This window comes from Hyphomonas sp. CACIAM 19H1, from assembly GCF_003325995.1.
In the GTDB taxonomy this organism is placed as follows: domain Bacteria; phylum Pseudomonadota; class Alphaproteobacteria; order Caulobacterales; family Hyphomonadaceae; genus Hyphomonas; species Hyphomonas polymorpha.
The window spans coordinates 469583-484961 of record NZ_CP016437.1; the positions used below are offsets into that span (position 1 = coordinate 469583).

Consider the following 15379-nt stretch of genomic DNA (forward strand, 5'->3'; position numbering starts at 1 on the left):
ATCAACACCGCGCACGTGGAATATGAGACGGCCAACCGTCACTATGCGCACGTCGACTGCCCCGGCCACGCTGACTATGTGAAGAACATGATCACCGGCGCGGCCCAGATGGACGGCGCGATCCTGGTGTGCTCGGCTGCTGACGGCCCGATGCCGCAGACCCGCGAGCACATCCTGCTGGCCCGTCAGGTCGGCGTGCCGGCGCTCGTCGTGTTCCTGAACAAGGTCGACATGGTTGACGATGCCGAGCTGCTCGAACTCGTCGAGATGGAAGTGCGCGACCTCTTGTCGTCCTACAACTTCCCGGGCGACGACATTCCGATCATCAAGGGTTCGGCTCTGGCCGCCGTTGAAGACCGCGACGCCGAAATCGGCCAGAACGCGATCCTCGAGCTGATGAANGCTGTCGACGAGTACATCCCGACCCCGGAGCGTCCGCTGGACAAGCCGTTCCTGATGCCGGTGGAAGACGTGTTCTCGATCTCTGGCCGCGGTACGGTTGTGACCGGCCGGGTTGAGCAGGGCATCGTGAAGGTCGGTGAGGAAATCGAGATCGTCGGCATCCGCCCGACGGTGAAGACGACCTGCACGGGCGTCGAGATGTTCCGCAAGCTGCTCGACCAGGGCCAGGCCGGCGACAACATCGGCGCGCTGCTGCGCGGTGTTGACCGTGAAGGCGTTGAGCGCGGCCAGGTTCTCTGCAAGCCGGGTTCGATCACGCCGCACACGCTGTTCGAAGCTGAAGCCTACATCCTGACGAAGGAAGAGGGTGGCCGTCACACGCCGTTCTTCACCAACTACCGTCCGCAGTTCTACTTCCGCACCACGGACGTGACCGGCATCGTCAAGCTGCCGGCTGACAAAGAGATGGTCCTGCCGGGCGATAACGTGAAAATGGACGTCGAGCTGATCAGCCCGATCGCCATGGACAAAGGCCTGCGCTTCGCCATCCGCGAAGGCGGCCGCACCGTCGGCGCCGGCGTCGTGTCCGAAATCAAGAAATAAGCTTCTCGCTCCGGGAAGTCCGTAATCGAGAAGGCCGCCCCGCAAGGGCGGCCTTTTTGCTGCAGAATGCGCTTGAGGAGAGCATCTTTGCGGTCTTGAGCGCAGACAGGGCAGGGGATGCGTCAATCCGGGTCAGTTCGCCTGCAGATTCATCTAAACCAGCTGTTGACGCACCCGATTCTCTGGCATAGAAGCCGCACTTCGCCGGGATGGCTGCGCTTCTTTAACAGCGAACGCTCCCTCGAAACTGACAATTAATCCACACCCCCACCCGGGCGCTCGATGCTGACGAGCCATCGCGCCTTGGGTTAAAGTGTTTTGCGCGGACGGACCAAACGATGGAACGACAAAATATCCGGATCAGGCTGAAGGCCTTTGATCACCGCGCGCTCGACATGTCGGCGAAGGAAATCGTGAACACGGCGAAGCGCACTGGCGCTGAAGTTCGTGGCCCGGTTCCGCTCCCGACCCGTATCGAGCGCTTCACGGTGAACCGGTCGCCCCACATCGACAAGAAGTCGCGTGAGCAGTTCGAAATCCGCACGCACACCCGTATTCTCGACATCGTCGATCCCACCCCCCAGACCGTGGACGCGCTGATGAAGCTCGACCTGTCTTCGGGTGTCGGCATCGAGATCAAGCTCGAGGGAGCCCGCTAATGACGCTTCCTGCTGCCCGTACCGGCGTTCTTGCCCGCAAAGTCGGCATGACACGCATCTTCGCTGAAGACGGCCGCCATGTGCCCGTCACCGTTCTGTCGCTCGATGGCTGCCAGGTTGTTGGCGTGCGCACCGAAGACGAGCGCGCCGTCACCACCAAGAAGGGCGGGGAAGTTACCCGCACCGACGGCTACAAGGCCGTGATCATGGGTGCCGGCGAGAAGAAGGCGAAGAACACCACCAAGGCTCAGCGCGGCCAGTTCGCCAAAGCCGGTGTTGCGCCCAAGGCGAAACTGAAAGAGTTCCGCGTCAGCGGCGATCTGCCGGAAGTTGGCTCGACCGTTCAGGCCGACCATTTCGCTGAAGGCCAGATGGTTGACGTTTCGGCTCTGACCATCGGTAAAGGTTTTGCCGGCGCCATGAAGCGCTGGAACTTCGGCGGTCTGCGCGCCACGCACGGCGTCTCGATCTCGCACCGTTCGCATGGTTCGACTGGTATGCGCCAGGATCCGGGCCGCGTGTTCAAGAACAAGAAAATGGCCGGTCACCTTGGTGATGAGCGCGTCACGACCCAGAACCTGGTTGTTGTGCGCACTGACGTCGAGCGCGGCCTTATCCTCGTCAAGGGTTCGGTTCCGGGCCATGACGGGACTTTCGTTGAAATCCGCGATGCTGTGAAGAAGGCCCTGCCGGCGAACGCGCCTGCTGCTGGTTCCTTCAAGGCTCCGGAAAAGCTCTCCGCCGGGGGTGAAGGCTAATGGAACTCGCAGTTAAAACCCTCGCTGGCGACGCCGCCGGCAAGATTGATCTCGACGACGCGATTTTCGGTATTGACGAAATCCGTGGCGACATCCTGCAGCGCACCGTGCGCTGGCAGCTCGCTCGCCGTCAGGCCGGTACGCACAAGGCAAAATCGCGTTCGGAAGTGAACCGCACGACGAAGAAGTCGATCAAGCAAAAAGGCTCGGGCGGCGCCCGTCACGGTTCGCGCAATGCGCCGATCTTCGTTGGCGGCGGCGCAGCTCACGGCCCGCGTGTTCGCAGCCATGCGCACGACCTGCCGAAAAAGATCCGCAAGATGGCTTTGGCGCACGCCCTGTCGTCCAAAGCGAAAGAAAGCTCGATCCTGGTTCTCGACAAGGCCGAGCTCGACTCGCCCAAGACCAAGGCGCTGCTGGAATCGTTCAAAGGTCTCGGCATCGAGAACGCTCTGATCATCTCGGGCACGGAAGTGAATGAGAACTTCGCCCGCGCTGCGCGCAACATCCCGAACATCGACGTGCTGCCGGTTGCCGGCCTGAACGTCTATGACATCCTGCGCCGCCGCACGCTCGTCATCACCAAGGAAGCCGCCGAGGGTATCAAAGCCCGCTTCGATGGCGCCAAAGCGGAGGCTGAATAATGGCCGAAGTGAAACCCCACCATTATGACGTGATCCGCCGTCCGCTGATCACCGAAAAGTCAACGCTCGTTTCCGAGCAGAACAAGATCATCTTCGAAGTTGCTCCGGGCGCTGACAAGAAAGCGATCAAAGAGGCTGTCGAAGCCCTGTTCAAAGTGAGCGTCACGAAGGTCAACACCCTGACCCAGAAGGGCAAGACGAAACGCTTTCGTGGCTTTGAAGGCCGCCGTTCCGACGTGAAGAAAGCCATCGTTACGCTCGCTGAAGGCCAGTCGGTCGACATTTCGACGGGCCTCTAAGGGAGAAGGACGAAGCTCATGGCACTGAAGACATTCAATCCGACCTCTCCCGGCCGCCGCCAGCTCGTGCTGGTGGACCGCACGGGTCTGCACAAAGGCAAGCCGGTCAAGGCGCTCACCGAGGGCATCAGCTCCAAAGGTGGCCGCAACAACCAGGGCCGCGTGACCGTCCGCCACCAGGGCGGCGGCGTGAAGCGCCTTTATCGCAAGATCGATTTCAAGCGTAACCGCTGGGACATCCCGGCTGTTGTCGAGCGTCTCGAATACGATCCCAACCGCACGGCTTTCATCGCCCTCATCAAGTATGAGGACGGCGAGCTGGCCTACATCATCGCGCCGCAGCGCCTTGAAGTAGGGGACACCGTCATCACCTCCGCCACGGCTGACATCAAGCCGGGCAACGTGCTGCCGCTGAAGTCCATCCCGGTTGGTACGATCATCCACAATATCGAGCTGAAGCCCCAGAAGGGCGCGCAGATGGTCCGTTCCGCCGGCACCTATGCTCAGCTGGTTGGCCGTGACGCTGGTTACGCTCAGATCAAGCTGGCCTCCGGCGAGCTCCGCATGGTGCTCGACAACTGCCTGGCCACGATCGGCGCTGTGTCGAACCCGGACAAGATGAACGAAGTCAGTTCCAAGGCTGGCCGTAACCGTCACCTGGGCAAGCGCCCGACCGTCCGCGGCGTCGTCATGAACCCGGTCGACCACCCGCACGGTGGTGGTGAAGGCAAATCTTCGGGCGGCCGTCACCCGGTCACGCCGTGGGGTAAGAAAACCCGCGGTCCGAAAACTCGCAACAACAAGGCAACGGATCGTCTCATCATCCGTCGCCGTAACGCTAAACGCTAATCAGGGAGCCCGAGAGACATGTCCCGTTCTGTCTGGAAAGGCCCGTTCGTCGACGGCTACCTCCTGAAGAAGGCTGAAGACGCCCGCTCTTCGGAAAAACGCGCTGTGATCAAGACCTGGTCGCGCCGCTCGACGATCCTGCCGCAATTCGTCGGCCTGAACTTTCAGGTCCACAATGGCAACAAGTTCATCCCGGTCACGGTGACCGACGAGATGGTCGGCCACAAGTTCGGCGAGTTCGCGCCGACGCGGACCTATTACGGTCACGGCGCCGACAAGAAAGCGAAGAGGAAGTAGTCATGGCAAAGGCCAAGAATCCTCCGAAGCAGGCAGCGAATGAATCGCGCGCCGTGCTGCGCATGTACCGCTCGAGCCCGCAGAAGCTGAACCTTCTGGCTCAGCAGATCCGTGGCATGCCGATCCAGCGCGCGCTCAACGAGATGAAGTTCTCGCCCAAGCGCCCTGCAAAGGATGTCTACAAGCTCCTTCAGTCCGCTGTCGCGAACGCCGAGAACAATCACGGCCTCGACATCGACAGCCTGGTGGTTGCTGAAGCACATGTCGGCAAGAACCTGGTCATGAAGCGCATCCGCGCCCGCGCCCGCGGCCGTGCTGCCCGGATCATGAAGCCGTTCTCGCAACTCACGATCGTCCTGCGGGACAATAGCCAGACTGCGGAGGCCGCATAATGGGTCAGAAAGTCAATCCGATTGGCCTGCGCCTCGGCATCAACCGTACCTCGGACAGCCGCTGGTACGCTGATAGCGCCGACTTTGGCCGCCTGCTGCACGAAGACCTCGCGATCCGCAAAGCGATCCGTGAGAAGCTGAAGCAAGCCGGTATCTCGAAGATCATCATCGAGCGTCCGCACAAGAAATGCCTTATCACGATCCACACGGCCCGTCCGGGCCTGGTGATCGGCAAGAAGGGCGGGGACATCGAAGTGCTCCGCAAAGAGCTTGCGAAGATGACCTCGGACGAAGTCCGCGTGAACCTCGTTGAAATCCGCAAGCCGGAAATCGACGCCACGCTGATCGCCGACGACATCGCCCGCCAGCTCGAGCGCCGGGCTTCGTTCCGCCGCGCGATGAAGCGTTCGATCCAGTCCGCCATGCGCCTCGGCGCTGAAGGTGTGAAAGTGGTTGTCTCCGGCCGTCTCGGCGGCGCAGAGATCGCCCGTACCGAGAAGTATGCCGAAGGTTCGGTGCCGCTGCACACGCTGCGCGCCGACATCGACTACGGTACGGCCGAAGCGGAAACCACCTACGGCATCATCGGTGTGAAGGTGTGGGTCTACAAGGGTGAGATCCTCGAGCACGATCCGATGGCTCAGGACAAGCGTCTTGAGACGTCTGGCCAGTCGCGCGCTCGCGCCAACGCCAACCAGCGCGGCCCGGCATCGGGCGCCCAGGCTGCAGGAGCTTAATTCATGCTGCAACCGAAACGCACCAAGTTCCGCAAGGCCTTCAAGGGCCAGATCAGCGGACAGTCGAAAGGCGGCTTCACGCTGGCTTTCGGCCAGTTTGGCCTCAAGGCTCTCGAGCCGGAGCGCGTTACCGCGCGCCAGATCGAAGCCACCCGCCGTGCCATCACGCGTGAGATGAAGCGTCAGGGCAAGGTCTGGATCCGCGTGTTCCCGGATGTTCCGGTTACCGCCAAGCCGATCGAGGTCCGCATGGGTAAGGGTAAGGGCGGCGTTGACCGCTGGGTCGCGCGCGTTGCGCCTGGCCGTATCCTGTTCGAAATCGACGGTGTCCCGGAAGAGGTCGCCCGCCAGGCTCTTGCCCTCGGCGCTGCGAAGCTCCCGATCAAGACCAAAGTCGTCAAGCGTATCGAGGGGATCTGATCATGAAGGCCGCCGATGTAAGAGCCAAGAGCGTCGATCAGCTCAATGACGAGCTGGTGAAGCTCAAGAAAGAACAGTTCAATCTGCGCTTCCAGGCAGCCACGGGCCAGCTGGAGAAGACGGGCCGCGTTACCGAGGTTCGTCGCGACATCGCTCGGATCAAGACGGTCCTGCGCGAGAAAGCCCAGGCAGGCAAGTAAGGAGACTGAGATGCCAAAACGTATTATGAAAGGCGTTGTTGTCTCCGCGAAGCAGGACAAGACCGCTATTGTCCGTGTCGAGCGTACCTTCACGCACCCGATGCTGAAGAAGATCGTCCGGAAAACGAACAAGTACCACGCCCATGACGAGAACAACGTCGCGGTCGAGGGCCAGACTGTTGCGATTCGCGAGTGCGCGCCGAAGTCCAAACTGAAGCGCTGGGAACTCGTTACCGATGAAGGGAGTGAGGCATGATCCAGATGCAAACCCACCTGCGGGTCGCCGATAACTCTGGCGCACGCCGCGTGATGTGCATCAAGGTGCTCGGTGGCGCAGGCCGCCGTTACGCCTCGGTGGGCGACGTGATCGTCGTCTCGATCAAGGAAGCGATCCCGACGGGCCGCGTGAAGAAAGGGGACGTCCGCAAGGCCGTCGTCGTTCGCGTCGCCAAGGACATCAACCGTCCGGATGGCTCCACGATCCGCTTCGACAGCAACGCTGCCGTTCTGATCAATAACAATGGCGAGCCGATTGGCACGCGCGTCTTTGGCCCTGTTCCGCGCGAACTGCGCGGCAAGAACCAGGTCAAGATCGCTAACATGGCGCCGGAGGTCCTGTAGTCATGGCTGCAAAGATCAAAAAAGGTGACACGGTCATCGTGATCGCCGGCAAGGACAAGGGCACCAAGGGCGAAGTCCTGAAGGTGATCCCGGACGAGAGCCGGGTGGTCGTGCGCGGCGTGAACCTGGTAAAACGTCACCAGAAGCCGAGCCAGATGGACCCCGGTGGTCTGAAGACCTTCGAGGCACCGGTGCACGTTTCCAACGTTGCCCTTGCAGATCCGCGTGATGGCAAGGCCGTTCGCGTTGGCTTCAAGATTGACCAGCATGGCCGCAAGACGCGCTTTGCGAAACGCTCAGGGGAATCGATCGATGTCTGAGGCATATGAACCCCGCCTCAAGCGGAAATACCGGGAAGAGATCCGGACGAAACTGCAAGAGCAGTTCAACTATTCGAACCCGATGAAGGTTCCGAAGCTCGACAAGGTCGTGATCAACATGGGTGTTGGCGAAGCCGTCAACGACTCCAAGAAGATCAAGGCGGCCCTGGCTGAGCTGGAGCGTATCGCCGGGCAGAAACCCGTTGCCACCAAGGCTCGCAAGTCGATCGCCGGCTTCAAGGTCCGTGAAGGCATGCTGATCGGCGCAAAGGTTACCCTGCGCCGCGACCAGATGTACGAATTCCTTGACCGTCTGACGACGATCGCTCTGCCGCGCGTGAAAGACTTCCGTGGTCTGAACGGCAAGAGCTTCGACGGCCGCGGCAACTACGCCATGGGTATCAAGGAGCACATCGTGTTCCCTGAGATCAACTATGACGAGGTCGAAGAGGTGCGCGGCATGGATATCATCGTCTGCACCACTGCCGAAACGAACGAAGAAGCCAAAGCACTCCTCGCCGAGTGTGGCTTCCCGTTCCGGAACTAGCGCCAGGAGATCTGCTGATATGGCAAAGAAGAGCGCAATCGAGAAGAACAACAAGCGGAAGGCTCTGGCCGCCCGCTACGCGGCCAAGCGCGCCCAGCTCAAGGCAGCTGCGATGGACGAAAATCTGTCGCTGGAGGAGCGCTTCAAGGCGCGTCTCAAGCTTGCCGAACTGCCGCGCAACTCGGCTCAGAACCGTGTTCGCAACCGTTGCGAAGTCACCGGCCGTCCGCGTGCATTCTATCGTAAACTCAAAATGTCGCGTATCGCGCTTCGTGAGCTTGGCTCGCGTGGCCAGGTCCCCGGCCTTGTAAAGTCCAGCTGGTAAGAGAGGAGGGAAGCACATGAACATTTCCGATCCCCTCGGCGATATGCTCACCCGGATCCGCAACGCGCAGATGCGCGGCATGTCCAAAGTGACGTCGCCGGCATCGAAGCTGCGTGCACGTGTTCTCGACGTCCTCACGGACGAGGGATACATCCGGGGTTACGCCGAGATCGAAAAGAGCGGTCACAAGACCCTCGAAATCGAACTCAAATATTATGAAGGCCAGCCGGTCATCTCCGAGATCAAACGTGTCTCGAAGCCTGGCCGCCGTGTCTATTCGTCCGTCTCGGACATTCCGCTGGTGCGTAACGGCCTCGGCATTTCCATCCTGTCGACTTCGCAGGGTGTGATGTCGGATAATGCCGCGCGCGCCAAGAATGTCGGCGGCGAAGTGCTTTGCCGCGTATTCTAGGAGGCAGGTTCCATGTCCCGTATTGGTAAGCTTGCGATCCCGGTTCCGGCAGGTGCAACTGTCACCGTCGCCGGCCAGACGATCAAGGCCAGAGGTCCGAAAGGCGAGCTTGAGCTTGTCCTGCCGGAAGTCATCACGCCGAAGCTCGAAAACAACGAGCTTCTGGTTGCTCCGCGCGCTGACCTGATGAAGGCTGCGAACGACGCGATCGAAGCAGAGAAGGCGAAAGGCAAGCGTCCGCCGACGCTGGCTCAGTCTCTCACGCAGGACGCGCGTACCCAGTGGGGAACCGCTCGTGCCCGTGCCGCCAACCTGGTGGAAGGGGTCACGAAGGGGTACACCAAGACGCTCGAACTCGTCGGCGTCGGTTACCGTGCCCAGATGCAGGGCACTGACCTGAAGCTGGCGCTCGGCTACTCGCACGATGTGATCTTCAAGGCGCCGCAGGGCATCAAGCTCGAAACGCCCAAGCCGACTGAGATCATCATCTCGGGCGCTGACAAACAAACCGTTGGTCAGGTTGCTGCCGAGATCAAGAAGTTCCGTCCGCCGGAGCCGTACAAAGGCAAGGGTATCCGCCTGCAGGGCGAATATGTCCGCCGCAAGGAAGGCAAGAAGAAGTAACGCCATGAAGACGTCACGCGAAAAGATGCAGCGCCGCGCCCAGCGCGTCCGCACCAAGCTCCGCCGGGTCGCTGAAGGCCGTCCGCGCCTTTCGGTGTCGCGCAGCCACAAGAACATCTCGGTGCAGATCATCGACGACGAGAAGGGCATCACGCTCGCCTCGGCATCGACGCTCGAGAAGGAAGTTATCGGTAGCGCGAAAACCGGCGGCAACGTCGAAGCCGCCGCACTCGTGGGCAAGGCAATCGCCGAGCGCGCGAAGAAGGCTGGCGTCGAGGATGTTGTCTTCGACCGCGGTGGTTACATGTTCCACGGCCGGGTGAAAGCCCTGGCAGATGCTGCCCGCGAGGGCGGCCTGAAATTCTGAAGGAGTCTGCCTGATGGCTGAGGAAAGAGGTGAGAAAAGGGGCCGCCGCCGCGACCGCGAGCAACCGCGCGATCGTGAGGAGGAAGGCTCTGAACTCGTCGACAAGCTGGTTGGCATCAACCGCGTTGCGAAGACGGTGAAAGGCGGCAAGAACTTCGGTTTCGCTGCGCTCGTCGTTGTGGGCGACCAGAAGGGCCGTGCCGGCTTCGGCAAGGGCAAGGCCCGTGAGGTTCCTGAAGCCATCCGCAAGGCGACTGAAGAAGCCAAGCGCAACATGGTTCGCATTCCGCTTCGCGAAGGCCGCACGCTGCACCATGACGGCAATGGCCGTCACGGCGCCGGCAAGGTCGTGCTTCGCGCAGCCCCTCCGGGTACCGGCGTGATCGCCGGCGGTCCGATGCGTGCCGTGATGGAAGTCCTCGGCGTCCAGGACGTCGTCGGCAAGTCGCTCGGCTCGTCCAACCCGTACAACATGGTGCGTGCCACCTTTGATGCCCTGAAAGGTCAGGCCAACCCGCGTACGGTTGCCTCCAAGCGCGGCCTCAAAGTCCAGGATATCGTTGGCCGCCGTACCGATGGCGCCTCCGAAGCCGGCATGGCCGATTCGGTGAACTGATAGGAGACCTCTATGTCCCAGAAGAAAGTCACCGTCCGTCAGATCGGCAGCCCGATCGCGCGCAAGCCGAACCAGCGTCAGACGCTGATCGGCCTCGGCCTCAACAAGGTCGGTCGCACGCGTGAGCTGGTCGACACGCCGGAAGTCCGCGGCATGATCCGCACGGTCTCGCATCTCGTGGAAGTGGTCGGCGAATAAGGCTCCTGCAGCCTGCCGGCCGTTTCCTTCGCTTATTCGAAAGTTACTGCCATGAAACTCAATGAACTTTCTCCCGCCGATGGCTCCACCAAGAAGCGCATGCGCGTTGGTCGCGGCGTTGGCTCGGGCAAGGGCAAGACGGCTGGTCGCGGTGTGAAAGGCCAGAAGGCTCGTTCGGGCGTTGCTGTGAACGGCTTCGAAGGCGGTCAGATGCCGATCTACATGCGTCTGCCCAAGCGCGGCTTCAAAGCGCCGGGCGCCAAGACCATGTCCTGGGTCAACCTGGGCCGCATCGCCAAGGCTGTCGAAGCTGGCACGCTGGACGCTTCCAACGTCACCGAAGAAACCCTCGTGGCTTCCGGTGTGGTCCGCAACGCCCGCGACGGCATCCGTCTGCTGGCCAAGGGCGACGCGCCCAAGAAGCTGAACATCACGGTTACCGGAGCCTCGAAGGCTGCCGTGGAAGCCGTTGAAAAGGCTGGCGGATCGGTCACCCTGACCGGCACAGCGAAAGACGCTGCTGAGGAATAATCTGGGGTTCTTGCTTAACCCCTCTTCACAAATCCCGTGTCGCCGCCGATCTTGGCGGCGAACGCTTTTCAGGGAGGCTCGTGCAGCCGATGGCGAATGCTGCGGAACAAATGGCTCGCAACCTTAATTTTGCGACCTTTGCAAAAGCCAAAGACCTACAGGCGCGGATCCTCTTCACGCTCGGTATTCTGGTCCTCTACCGGCTAGGGACCTTCATTCCGATCCCCGGCCTTGACCCGTCACAATATGCGGCGCTGTTCGAAAGCCAGTCGAGCGGCATTCTGGGCTCGATGAACATGTTCGCCGGCGGCGCCGTCGAGCGGATGGGCGTCTTCGCGCTCAACGTCATGCCCTACATCACCGCCTCGATCATCATCCAGATGATGACCTCGGTGTCTCCTTCGCTTGAGAAGCTCAAGAAAGAAGGGGAGGCGGGCCGCAAGCAGATCAACCAGTATACGCGTTATCTGACACTCGGCTTTGCCTTGGTGCAGGCCTTCGCCATCACCGGCGGTCTCGTGGCCGTGCGCCTTGATGGAATCGCGTCCTGGTTCTTCATCCTCACGGGCGTTGTCACGCTGACGGGCGGCACCATGCTGCTGATGTGGATGGGTGAACAGATCACCGCGCGCGGCATCGGCAACGGCATCTCGCTGATCATCTTTGCCGGCATCGTGGCAGAGCTGCCACGGGCAATCTACAACCTCGTGGCCCAGGCCCGCACCACCTCGGTGGATATCGGCTTCGTCCTGGCCATCGTGGTGATGGTGCTGGCACTCGTCGTCTTCATCGTCTTTGTGGAGCGTTCGCAGCGCCGCCTGATCATCCATTATCCGAAGCGCCAGCAGGCCCAGGGCTTTGCCCAGGGGCAGAAAAGCTTCCTGCCGCTGAAGATCAACACCTCGGGCGTTATCCCCGCCATCTTCGCCACAGCGCTGCTGATGCTGCCGCTGACGGCCGTTGGCTTCCTTGGTGGCAATGCCGCCGACCCGGAAACGACGGGGATGACAGGCGTTCTGGGCTGGCTCGCGACGAATTTCGCGCCCGGCTCCTGGACCTACATTATCACCTATGCGGTCCTGGTGGCGTTCTTTGCCTTCTTCTACACGTCGATCATGTTCAATCCGCAGGAAACGGCGGACAATCTGCGCAAGTATGGCGGCTTCATTCCGGGCATCCGTCCGGGCTCCAACACGGCCGCCTATATCGACTATGTGCTGACCCGCCTGACCACCATCGGCGCCCTCTACCTGGTCTTCATCTGTATTCTGCCTGAGCTCCTGCGGCGATATTTCCCTCAGATTCCGTTTTACATTGGGGGTACGTCTCTGCTCATTGTCGTTTCGGTGACTATGGACACTGTCACACAGATCCAGTCGCACCTGATCGCCCACCAGTATGAGGGGATGATCAAGAAATCGAAACTCGGGGGCAAGAAGAAGTGAACCTGATTCTGTTTGGTCCGCCTGCTGCGGGCAAGGGCACTCAAGCCAAGCGACTCGTTGAGCAGCGCGGCTTTGTGCAGCTTTCTACAGGCGACATGCTTCGCGCCGCTCGGGCTTCCGGGTCCGAACTTGGTCAGCGCGTGGCAAAGATCATGGATGAAGGCGGCCTGGTCTCCGACGAGATCGTGATTGCCCTGATTGACGAACAATTAACCGTCCAGGCCGGCGCGCCGGGATTCATCTTTGATGGCTTCCCCCGCACGATTGGACAGGCCGAAGCGCTCGACAGGTTGCTGGAATCGCGCGGTTCACAGGTGGATCTGGTGATCCGCATGATCGTGGACGATACCAAGCTGCTTGAGCGGGTGACCAAGCGTTTTGAGGAGCAGGGAAGGGCGGACGACAATCCAGCCACCTTCTCCCGCCGCCTGGAGCGCTATTACGAAGACACCGCACCGCTGGTTCCCCTTTATGCCGAGCGGGGCGTGCTGACCGAGATCGATGGAATGGGCACGATTGATACCGTGTCAGGCGAAATCGATGCGGCTCTGAAACAATCCGCGTGAACGGCGCAGTTCTGCTGTTGACGGGGAGAAAACCGTGGCTATAAGCCTCGAAACTTAGCTTCAGGCTTAACCGCCGGTGCGCGCGACGGGCGTGATACTCCCGCTTGGCGCGCATTTCATGTTTTGACATCCGCTTGAGGAGAAACGGCCTTGGCCCGTATTGCAGGCGTAAATATTCCGACCAACAAGCGCGTCGAAATCGCGCTGCGCTATATTCACGGGATCGGCCCGGCTTTCTCCAAAGAGATTTGCGAGAAGGTTGGTGTTGAGCCGTCGCGCCGCGTGAACCAGCTGACGGACGCTGAGGTCATCAAGATCCGCGAAACCATCGACGCCGGTTATCTCGTTGAGGGTGACCTCCGCCGTGACACCTCGATGAACATCAAGCGTCTGATGGACCTTGGTTGCTATCGTGGCCTGCGTCACCGCAAGAAGCTCCCGGTGCGCGGTCAGCGTACCCACACGAACGCACGGACCCGCAAGGGCCCGGCCAAGCCGATCGCCGGCAAGAAGAAATAATAGGACTGACGCCCCATGGCCCGCGAAGCTACTCGTATCCGCCGCCGGGAACGCAAGAACATTACCTCTGGTATTGTTCACGTGAACTCGAGCTTCAACAACACGATGGTCACCATCACCGACGCACAGGGCAACACCATCTCCTGGTCGTCCTCGGGCGTGATGAACTTCAAAGGCTCGCGCAAGTCGACGCCTTATGCCGCTCAGATGGCTGCTGAAGACGCCGCCAAGAAGGCGAAAGAGCATGGCCTGCAGACGGTTGAAGTGCGCGTGCGTGGTCCGGGTTCGGGCCGTGAGAGCGCCCTGCGCGCCCTCCAGGCCGCTGGCCTCACCGTGACGGCCATCAACGATACGACGCCGATCCCGCACAACGGGTGCCGCCCGCCCAAGCGCCGCCGCGTCTGACGAATACTCTCCGGCAGCGCCTCTCCGGCGCTGCTGTCCTTTTCGAGGAACCCTGAATGACCACTGTGAATGACCGTAACTGGAAAGTGCTGATCCGTCCGAACCGTCCTGTCGTCCAGGCCGGATACGACGCCAAGCGCAAAGCAAAGCTCGTGGTCGAGCCTCTGGAGCGCGGCTACGGCACGACGCTCGGCAACGCCCTGCGCCGCGTACTTCTCTCGTCGCTGCAAGGCGCCGCCATCATCGGCGTCCAGATCGACGGCGTTGTCCACGAATTCTCCGCCATCCCTGGCGTGCGTGAAGATGTCACGACGATCGTGCTGAACCTCAAGCAGGTCGCGATCTTCATGGAATCCGATACGCCCAAGCGCATGGTTCTGCGCGCCAAGGGGCCCGGCGAAGTCAAGGCTGGCCAGATCGAAACCCCCGGCGATGTGAAGATCCTCAACCCGGATCTTGTCATCTGTACGCTGGACGGCGGTTCTGAAGTCCGCATGGAATTCACCGTTGCCACCGGCAAGGGCTATGTCGCCGCCGAAGGCCACCGCCCGGAAGACGCGCCGATCGGCTATATTCCGATTGATGCCATCTATTCGCCGGTTCGCCGCGTTGGCTATCAGGTTGAAGACACCCGTGAAGGCACCGTCCTCGATTATGACAAGCTGACCCTTGACGTGGAAACCGATGGTTCGCTGTCGCCGGAAGATTCTGTCGCCTATGCTGCCCGCATCCTTCAGGACCAGCTCCAGCTCTTCATCAACTTCGAAGAGCCCACGCTCGAAACCGGCGGCTCGGCAGACGAAACGGATCTGGGCTTCAACCCGGTTCTGCTCAAGAAAGTCGACGAGCTCGAACTCTCTGTTCGCTCGGCCAACTGCCTCAAGAACGACAACATCGTTTACATCGGCGACCTGATCCAGAAGTCCGAGGCGGAAATGCTCCGCACGCCGAACTTCGGCCGCAAGTCGCTGAACGAGATCAAGGAAGTTCTCGCCGGCATGGGCCTGCATCTTGGCATGGAAGTGCCGGATTGGCCGCCGGAGGACATCGAAGGTCTCGCCAAGAAATACGACGATCACATCTAGCCCAGGAATGACCGGGGCCTGACCACCTCGGAAGGAATGTAGCCATGCGCCACCAGATTGCCCACCGCAAGCTCAACAAGACGACCTCGCACCGCAAGGCGATGTTCGCGAACATGGCTGCCAGCCTGATCGAGCACGAGCAGATCATCACCACCCTGCCGAAGGCCAAGGAAATGGCCCCGATCATGGACAAGCTCGTCAGCCTCGCAAAGAAGGGCGACCTTGCTGCCCGCCGCGCCGCGCTGTCGCAAGTCCGCAATGAAACGGCTGTCCGCAAGCTCTTCGAAGTCTTCGGCGAGCGTTACAAGGACCGCAACGGCGGCTACACCCGCGTTCTGAAAGCCGGCTTCCGCCCGGGCGACAACGCCCCGATCGCCGTCCTCGAACTCGTGGACCGTGACGAATCGGCCAAGGGCGCTGCTGACAAAGCCCGTCACGCCGCTGAGCTGGAAGCTGCAGAAGACTAGTCTTTCGCTGGATCTTTCCAGATCGATTTCATGACGCCCTGGAGCCCCGCTCCGGGGCGTTTTGCTTTTTG

28 protein-coding genes and 1 pseudogene are annotated in these 15379 nt (G+C 61.0%); all 29 read left to right on the forward strand.

All coding sequences use genetic code 11. From position 1 onward, the window contains the following. Window positions 1-401: GTP-binding protein (locus BBF93_RS19730; protein WP_233349238.1), on the forward strand; the 401-nt coding region annotated here is incomplete at both ends. A 1-nt stretch (window position 402) separates the two neighbouring features. Continuing rightward, window positions 403-1005, forward strand: a pseudogene (locus BBF93_RS19735) (EF-Tu/IF-2/RF-3 family GTPase); the annotation flags it as partial. 338 nt (window positions 1006-1343) lie between these two features. Beyond that, entirely contained in the window at window positions 1344-1664 is a 321-nt protein-coding gene (gene rpsJ / locus BBF93_RS02225) for a 30S ribosomal protein S10 (RefSeq protein ID WP_011647827.1), read from the forward strand. Then, entirely contained in the window at window positions 1664-2422 is a 759-nt protein-coding gene (gene rplC, locus BBF93_RS02230; RefSeq protein ID WP_035592989.1) for a 50S ribosomal protein L3, read from the forward strand. Before rpsJ ends, rplC begins: the two co-directional genes overlap by 1 nt. Next, window positions 2422-3066: a 50S ribosomal protein L4 gene (gene rplD, locus BBF93_RS02235; RefSeq protein ID WP_114104836.1), complete on the forward strand. Its 645-nt coding sequence runs from the start codon at window positions 2422-2424 to the stop codon at window positions 3064-3066. Before rplC ends, rplD begins: the two co-directional genes overlap by 1 nt. Further along, window positions 3066-3365, forward strand: a complete 300-nt coding sequence (locus tag BBF93_RS02240; RefSeq protein WP_035592992.1) for a 50S ribosomal protein L23 — start codon at window positions 3066-3068, stop codon at window positions 3363-3365. Before rplD ends, BBF93_RS02240 begins: the two co-directional genes overlap by 1 nt. Before the next feature lie 18 nt (window positions 3366-3383). Then, entirely contained in the window at window positions 3384-4214 is an 831-nt protein-coding gene (gene rplB / locus BBF93_RS02245; protein WP_035592994.1) for a 50S ribosomal protein L2, read from the forward strand. A gap of 18 nt (window positions 4215-4232) precedes the next feature. Further along, on the forward strand, window positions 4233-4511 hold the full coding sequence (gene rpsS, locus BBF93_RS02250; protein ID WP_035592996.1) for a 30S ribosomal protein S19: 279 nt from the start codon (window positions 4233-4235) through the stop codon (window positions 4509-4511). 2 nt (window positions 4512-4513) lie between these two features. Beyond that, on the forward strand, window positions 4514-4903 hold the full coding sequence (gene rplV, locus BBF93_RS02255) for a 50S ribosomal protein L22 (protein ID WP_035592998.1): 390 nt from the start codon (window positions 4514-4516) through the stop codon (window positions 4901-4903). Then, a complete protein-coding gene (rpsC, locus tag BBF93_RS02260) occupies window positions 4903-5640 on the forward strand; it encodes a 30S ribosomal protein S3 (RefSeq protein ID WP_035593000.1) in 738 nt (245 codons plus the stop codon). Before rplV ends, rpsC begins: the two co-directional genes overlap by 1 nt. 3 nt (window positions 5641-5643) lie before the next feature. Then, window positions 5644-6060: a 50S ribosomal protein L16 gene (gene rplP, locus BBF93_RS02265; RefSeq protein WP_035593002.1), complete on the forward strand. Its 417-nt coding sequence runs from the start codon at window positions 5644-5646 to the stop codon at window positions 6058-6060. Window positions 6061-6062: 2 nt separating this feature from the next. Then, a complete protein-coding gene (gene rpmC / locus BBF93_RS02270) occupies window positions 6063-6260 on the forward strand; it encodes a 50S ribosomal protein L29 (RefSeq protein ID WP_035593004.1) in 198 nt (65 codons plus the stop codon). A gap of 10 nt (window positions 6261-6270) precedes the next feature. Next, the gene (gene rpsQ, locus BBF93_RS02275; RefSeq protein ID WP_035593006.1) at window positions 6271-6516 is read left to right on the forward strand and encodes a 30S ribosomal protein S17; all 246 of its coding nucleotides are present in this window, start codon (window positions 6271-6273) and stop codon (window positions 6514-6516) included. Beyond that, entirely contained in the window at window positions 6513-6881 is a 369-nt protein-coding gene (gene rplN / locus BBF93_RS02280; protein WP_035593008.1) for a 50S ribosomal protein L14, read from the forward strand. Before rpsQ ends, rplN begins: the two co-directional genes overlap by 4 nt. A gap of 2 nt (window positions 6882-6883) precedes the next feature. Continuing rightward, window positions 6884-7201, forward strand: coding sequence for a 50S ribosomal protein L24 (gene rplX, locus BBF93_RS02285; RefSeq protein ID WP_035593010.1), 318 nt, complete (start codon window positions 6884-6886; stop codon window positions 7199-7201). Beyond that, the gene (rplE, locus tag BBF93_RS02290) at window positions 7194-7748 is read left to right on the forward strand and encodes a 50S ribosomal protein L5 (RefSeq protein ID WP_035593012.1); all 555 of its coding nucleotides are present in this window, start codon (window positions 7194-7196) and stop codon (window positions 7746-7748) included. The genes rplX and rplE overlap by 8 nt, the downstream gene beginning before the upstream one ends. 19 nt (window positions 7749-7767) lie before the next feature. Next, window positions 7768-8073: a 30S ribosomal protein S14 gene (rpsN, locus tag BBF93_RS02295; protein ID WP_035593014.1), complete on the forward strand. Its 306-nt coding sequence runs from the start codon at window positions 7768-7770 to the stop codon at window positions 8071-8073. A 16-nt stretch (window positions 8074-8089) separates the two neighbouring features. Beyond that, window positions 8090-8485 carry a 30S ribosomal protein S8 gene (gene rpsH, locus BBF93_RS02300; RefSeq protein WP_035593016.1) on the forward strand — a complete coding sequence of 132 codons (396 nt, stop codon included), beginning with the start codon at window positions 8090-8092 and terminating at the stop codon, window positions 8483-8485. A 12-nt stretch (window positions 8486-8497) separates the two neighbouring features. After that, window positions 8498-9109: a 50S ribosomal protein L6 gene (gene rplF / locus BBF93_RS02305; RefSeq protein WP_114104837.1), complete on the forward strand. Its 612-nt coding sequence runs from the start codon at window positions 8498-8500 to the stop codon at window positions 9107-9109. Between the two features lie 4 nt (window positions 9110-9113). Continuing rightward, complete coding sequence (gene rplR / locus BBF93_RS02310) at window positions 9114-9476, forward strand: 50S ribosomal protein L18 (RefSeq protein ID WP_035593020.1); 363 nt, start codon at window positions 9114-9116, stop codon at window positions 9474-9476. A gap of 13 nt (window positions 9477-9489) precedes the next feature. Next, window positions 9490-10092 (forward strand): 30S ribosomal protein S5, encoded by a 603-nt coding sequence (gene rpsE / locus BBF93_RS02315; RefSeq protein WP_035593022.1) that lies wholly within the window; start codon window positions 9490-9492, stop codon window positions 10090-10092. 12 nt (window positions 10093-10104) lie between these two features. Further along, entirely contained in the window at window positions 10105-10290 is a 186-nt protein-coding gene (gene rpmD / locus BBF93_RS02320) for a 50S ribosomal protein L30 (protein WP_035593025.1), read from the forward strand. A 51-nt stretch (window positions 10291-10341) separates the two neighbouring features. After that, window positions 10342-10821 carry a 50S ribosomal protein L15 gene (gene rplO / locus BBF93_RS02325; protein ID WP_114104838.1) on the forward strand — a complete coding sequence of 160 codons (480 nt, stop codon included), beginning with the start codon at window positions 10342-10344 and terminating at the stop codon, window positions 10819-10821. Between the two features lie 89 nt (window positions 10822-10910). Continuing rightward, window positions 10911-12266, forward strand: a complete 1356-nt coding sequence (gene secY / locus BBF93_RS02330) for a preprotein translocase subunit SecY (RefSeq protein ID WP_035593029.1) — start codon at window positions 10911-10913, stop codon at window positions 12264-12266. After that, the gene (locus BBF93_RS02335; protein WP_035593032.1) at window positions 12263-12832 is read left to right on the forward strand and encodes an adenylate kinase; all 570 of its coding nucleotides are present in this window, start codon (window positions 12263-12265) and stop codon (window positions 12830-12832) included. The genes secY and BBF93_RS02335 overlap by 4 nt, the downstream gene beginning before the upstream one ends. 150 nt (window positions 12833-12982) lie before the next feature. Continuing rightward, entirely contained in the window at window positions 12983-13351 is a 369-nt protein-coding gene (gene rpsM / locus BBF93_RS02340) for a 30S ribosomal protein S13 (protein WP_035593034.1), read from the forward strand. Between the two features lie 15 nt (window positions 13352-13366). After that, window positions 13367-13756: a 30S ribosomal protein S11 gene (gene rpsK / locus BBF93_RS02345; RefSeq protein WP_011647803.1), complete on the forward strand. Its 390-nt coding sequence runs from the start codon at window positions 13367-13369 to the stop codon at window positions 13754-13756. A 65-nt stretch (window positions 13757-13821) separates the two neighbouring features. Then, window positions 13822-14841 carry a DNA-directed RNA polymerase subunit alpha gene (locus tag BBF93_RS02350; protein ID WP_035593568.1) on the forward strand — a complete coding sequence of 340 codons (1020 nt, stop codon included), beginning with the start codon at window positions 13822-13824 and terminating at the stop codon, window positions 14839-14841. Window positions 14842-14885: 44 nt separating this feature from the next. After that, window positions 14886-15308 carry a 50S ribosomal protein L17 gene (gene rplQ, locus BBF93_RS02355; protein ID WP_035593036.1) on the forward strand — a complete coding sequence of 141 codons (423 nt, stop codon included), beginning with the start codon at window positions 14886-14888 and terminating at the stop codon, window positions 15306-15308. The last annotated feature ends 71 nt before the right edge of the window (window positions 15309-15379 follow it).

Excerpts from the sequence above, each read along its gene's own strand:
- rpsJ (WP_011647827.1), top strand. The coding sequence starts at position 1,344 with ATGGAACGACAAAATATCCGGATCAGGCTGAAGGCCTTTGATCACCGC.
- rplC (WP_035592989.1), top strand. The coding sequence starts at position 1,664 with ATGACGCTTCCTGCTGCCCGTACCGGCGTTCTTGCCCGCAAAGTCGGC.
- rplD (WP_114104836.1), top strand. The coding sequence starts at position 2,422 with ATGGAACTCGCAGTTAAAACCCTCGCTGGCGACGCCGCCGGCAAGATT.
- BBF93_RS02240 (WP_035592992.1), top strand. The coding sequence starts at position 3,066 with ATGGCCGAAGTGAAACCCCACCATTATGACGTGATCCGCCGTCCGCTG.
- rplB (WP_035592994.1), top strand. The coding sequence starts at position 3,384 with ATGGCACTGAAGACATTCAATCCGACCTCTCCCGGCCGCCGCCAGCTC.
- rpsS (WP_035592996.1), top strand. The coding sequence starts at position 4,233 with ATGTCCCGTTCTGTCTGGAAAGGCCCGTTCGTCGACGGCTACCTCCTG.
- rplV (WP_035592998.1), top strand. The coding sequence starts at position 4,514 with ATGGCAAAGGCCAAGAATCCTCCGAAGCAGGCAGCGAATGAATCGCGC.
- rpsC (WP_035593000.1), top strand. The coding sequence starts at position 4,903 with ATGGGTCAGAAAGTCAATCCGATTGGCCTGCGCCTCGGCATCAACCGT.
- rplP (WP_035593002.1), top strand. The coding sequence starts at position 5,644 with ATGCTGCAACCGAAACGCACCAAGTTCCGCAAGGCCTTCAAGGGCCAG.
- rpmC (WP_035593004.1), top strand. The coding sequence starts at position 6,063 with ATGAAGGCCGCCGATGTAAGAGCCAAGAGCGTCGATCAGCTCAATGAC.
- rpsQ (WP_035593006.1), top strand. The coding sequence starts at position 6,271 with ATGCCAAAACGTATTATGAAAGGCGTTGTTGTCTCCGCGAAGCAGGAC.
- rplN (WP_035593008.1), top strand. The coding sequence starts at position 6,513 with ATGATCCAGATGCAAACCCACCTGCGGGTCGCCGATAACTCTGGCGCA.
- rplX (WP_035593010.1), top strand. The coding sequence starts at position 6,884 with ATGGCTGCAAAGATCAAAAAAGGTGACACGGTCATCGTGATCGCCGGC.
- rplE (WP_035593012.1), top strand. The coding sequence starts at position 7,194 with ATGTCTGAGGCATATGAACCCCGCCTCAAGCGGAAATACCGGGAAGAG.
- rpsN (WP_035593014.1), top strand. The coding sequence starts at position 7,768 with ATGGCAAAGAAGAGCGCAATCGAGAAGAACAACAAGCGGAAGGCTCTG.
- rpsH (WP_035593016.1), top strand. The coding sequence starts at position 8,090 with ATGAACATTTCCGATCCCCTCGGCGATATGCTCACCCGGATCCGCAAC.
- rplF (WP_114104837.1), top strand. The coding sequence starts at position 8,498 with ATGTCCCGTATTGGTAAGCTTGCGATCCCGGTTCCGGCAGGTGCAACT.
- rplR (WP_035593020.1), top strand. The coding sequence starts at position 9,114 with ATGAAGACGTCACGCGAAAAGATGCAGCGCCGCGCCCAGCGCGTCCGC.
- rpsE (WP_035593022.1), top strand. The coding sequence starts at position 9,490 with ATGGCTGAGGAAAGAGGTGAGAAAAGGGGCCGCCGCCGCGACCGCGAG.
- rpmD (WP_035593025.1), top strand. The coding sequence starts at position 10,105 with ATGTCCCAGAAGAAAGTCACCGTCCGTCAGATCGGCAGCCCGATCGCG.
- rplO (WP_114104838.1), top strand. The coding sequence starts at position 10,342 with ATGAAACTCAATGAACTTTCTCCCGCCGATGGCTCCACCAAGAAGCGC.
- secY (WP_035593029.1), top strand. The coding sequence starts at position 10,911 with ATGGCGAATGCTGCGGAACAAATGGCTCGCAACCTTAATTTTGCGACC.
- rpsK (WP_011647803.1), top strand. The coding sequence starts at position 13,367 with ATGGCCCGCGAAGCTACTCGTATCCGCCGCCGGGAACGCAAGAACATT.
- rplQ (WP_035593036.1), top strand. The coding sequence starts at position 14,886 with ATGCGCCACCAGATTGCCCACCGCAAGCTCAACAAGACGACCTCGCAC.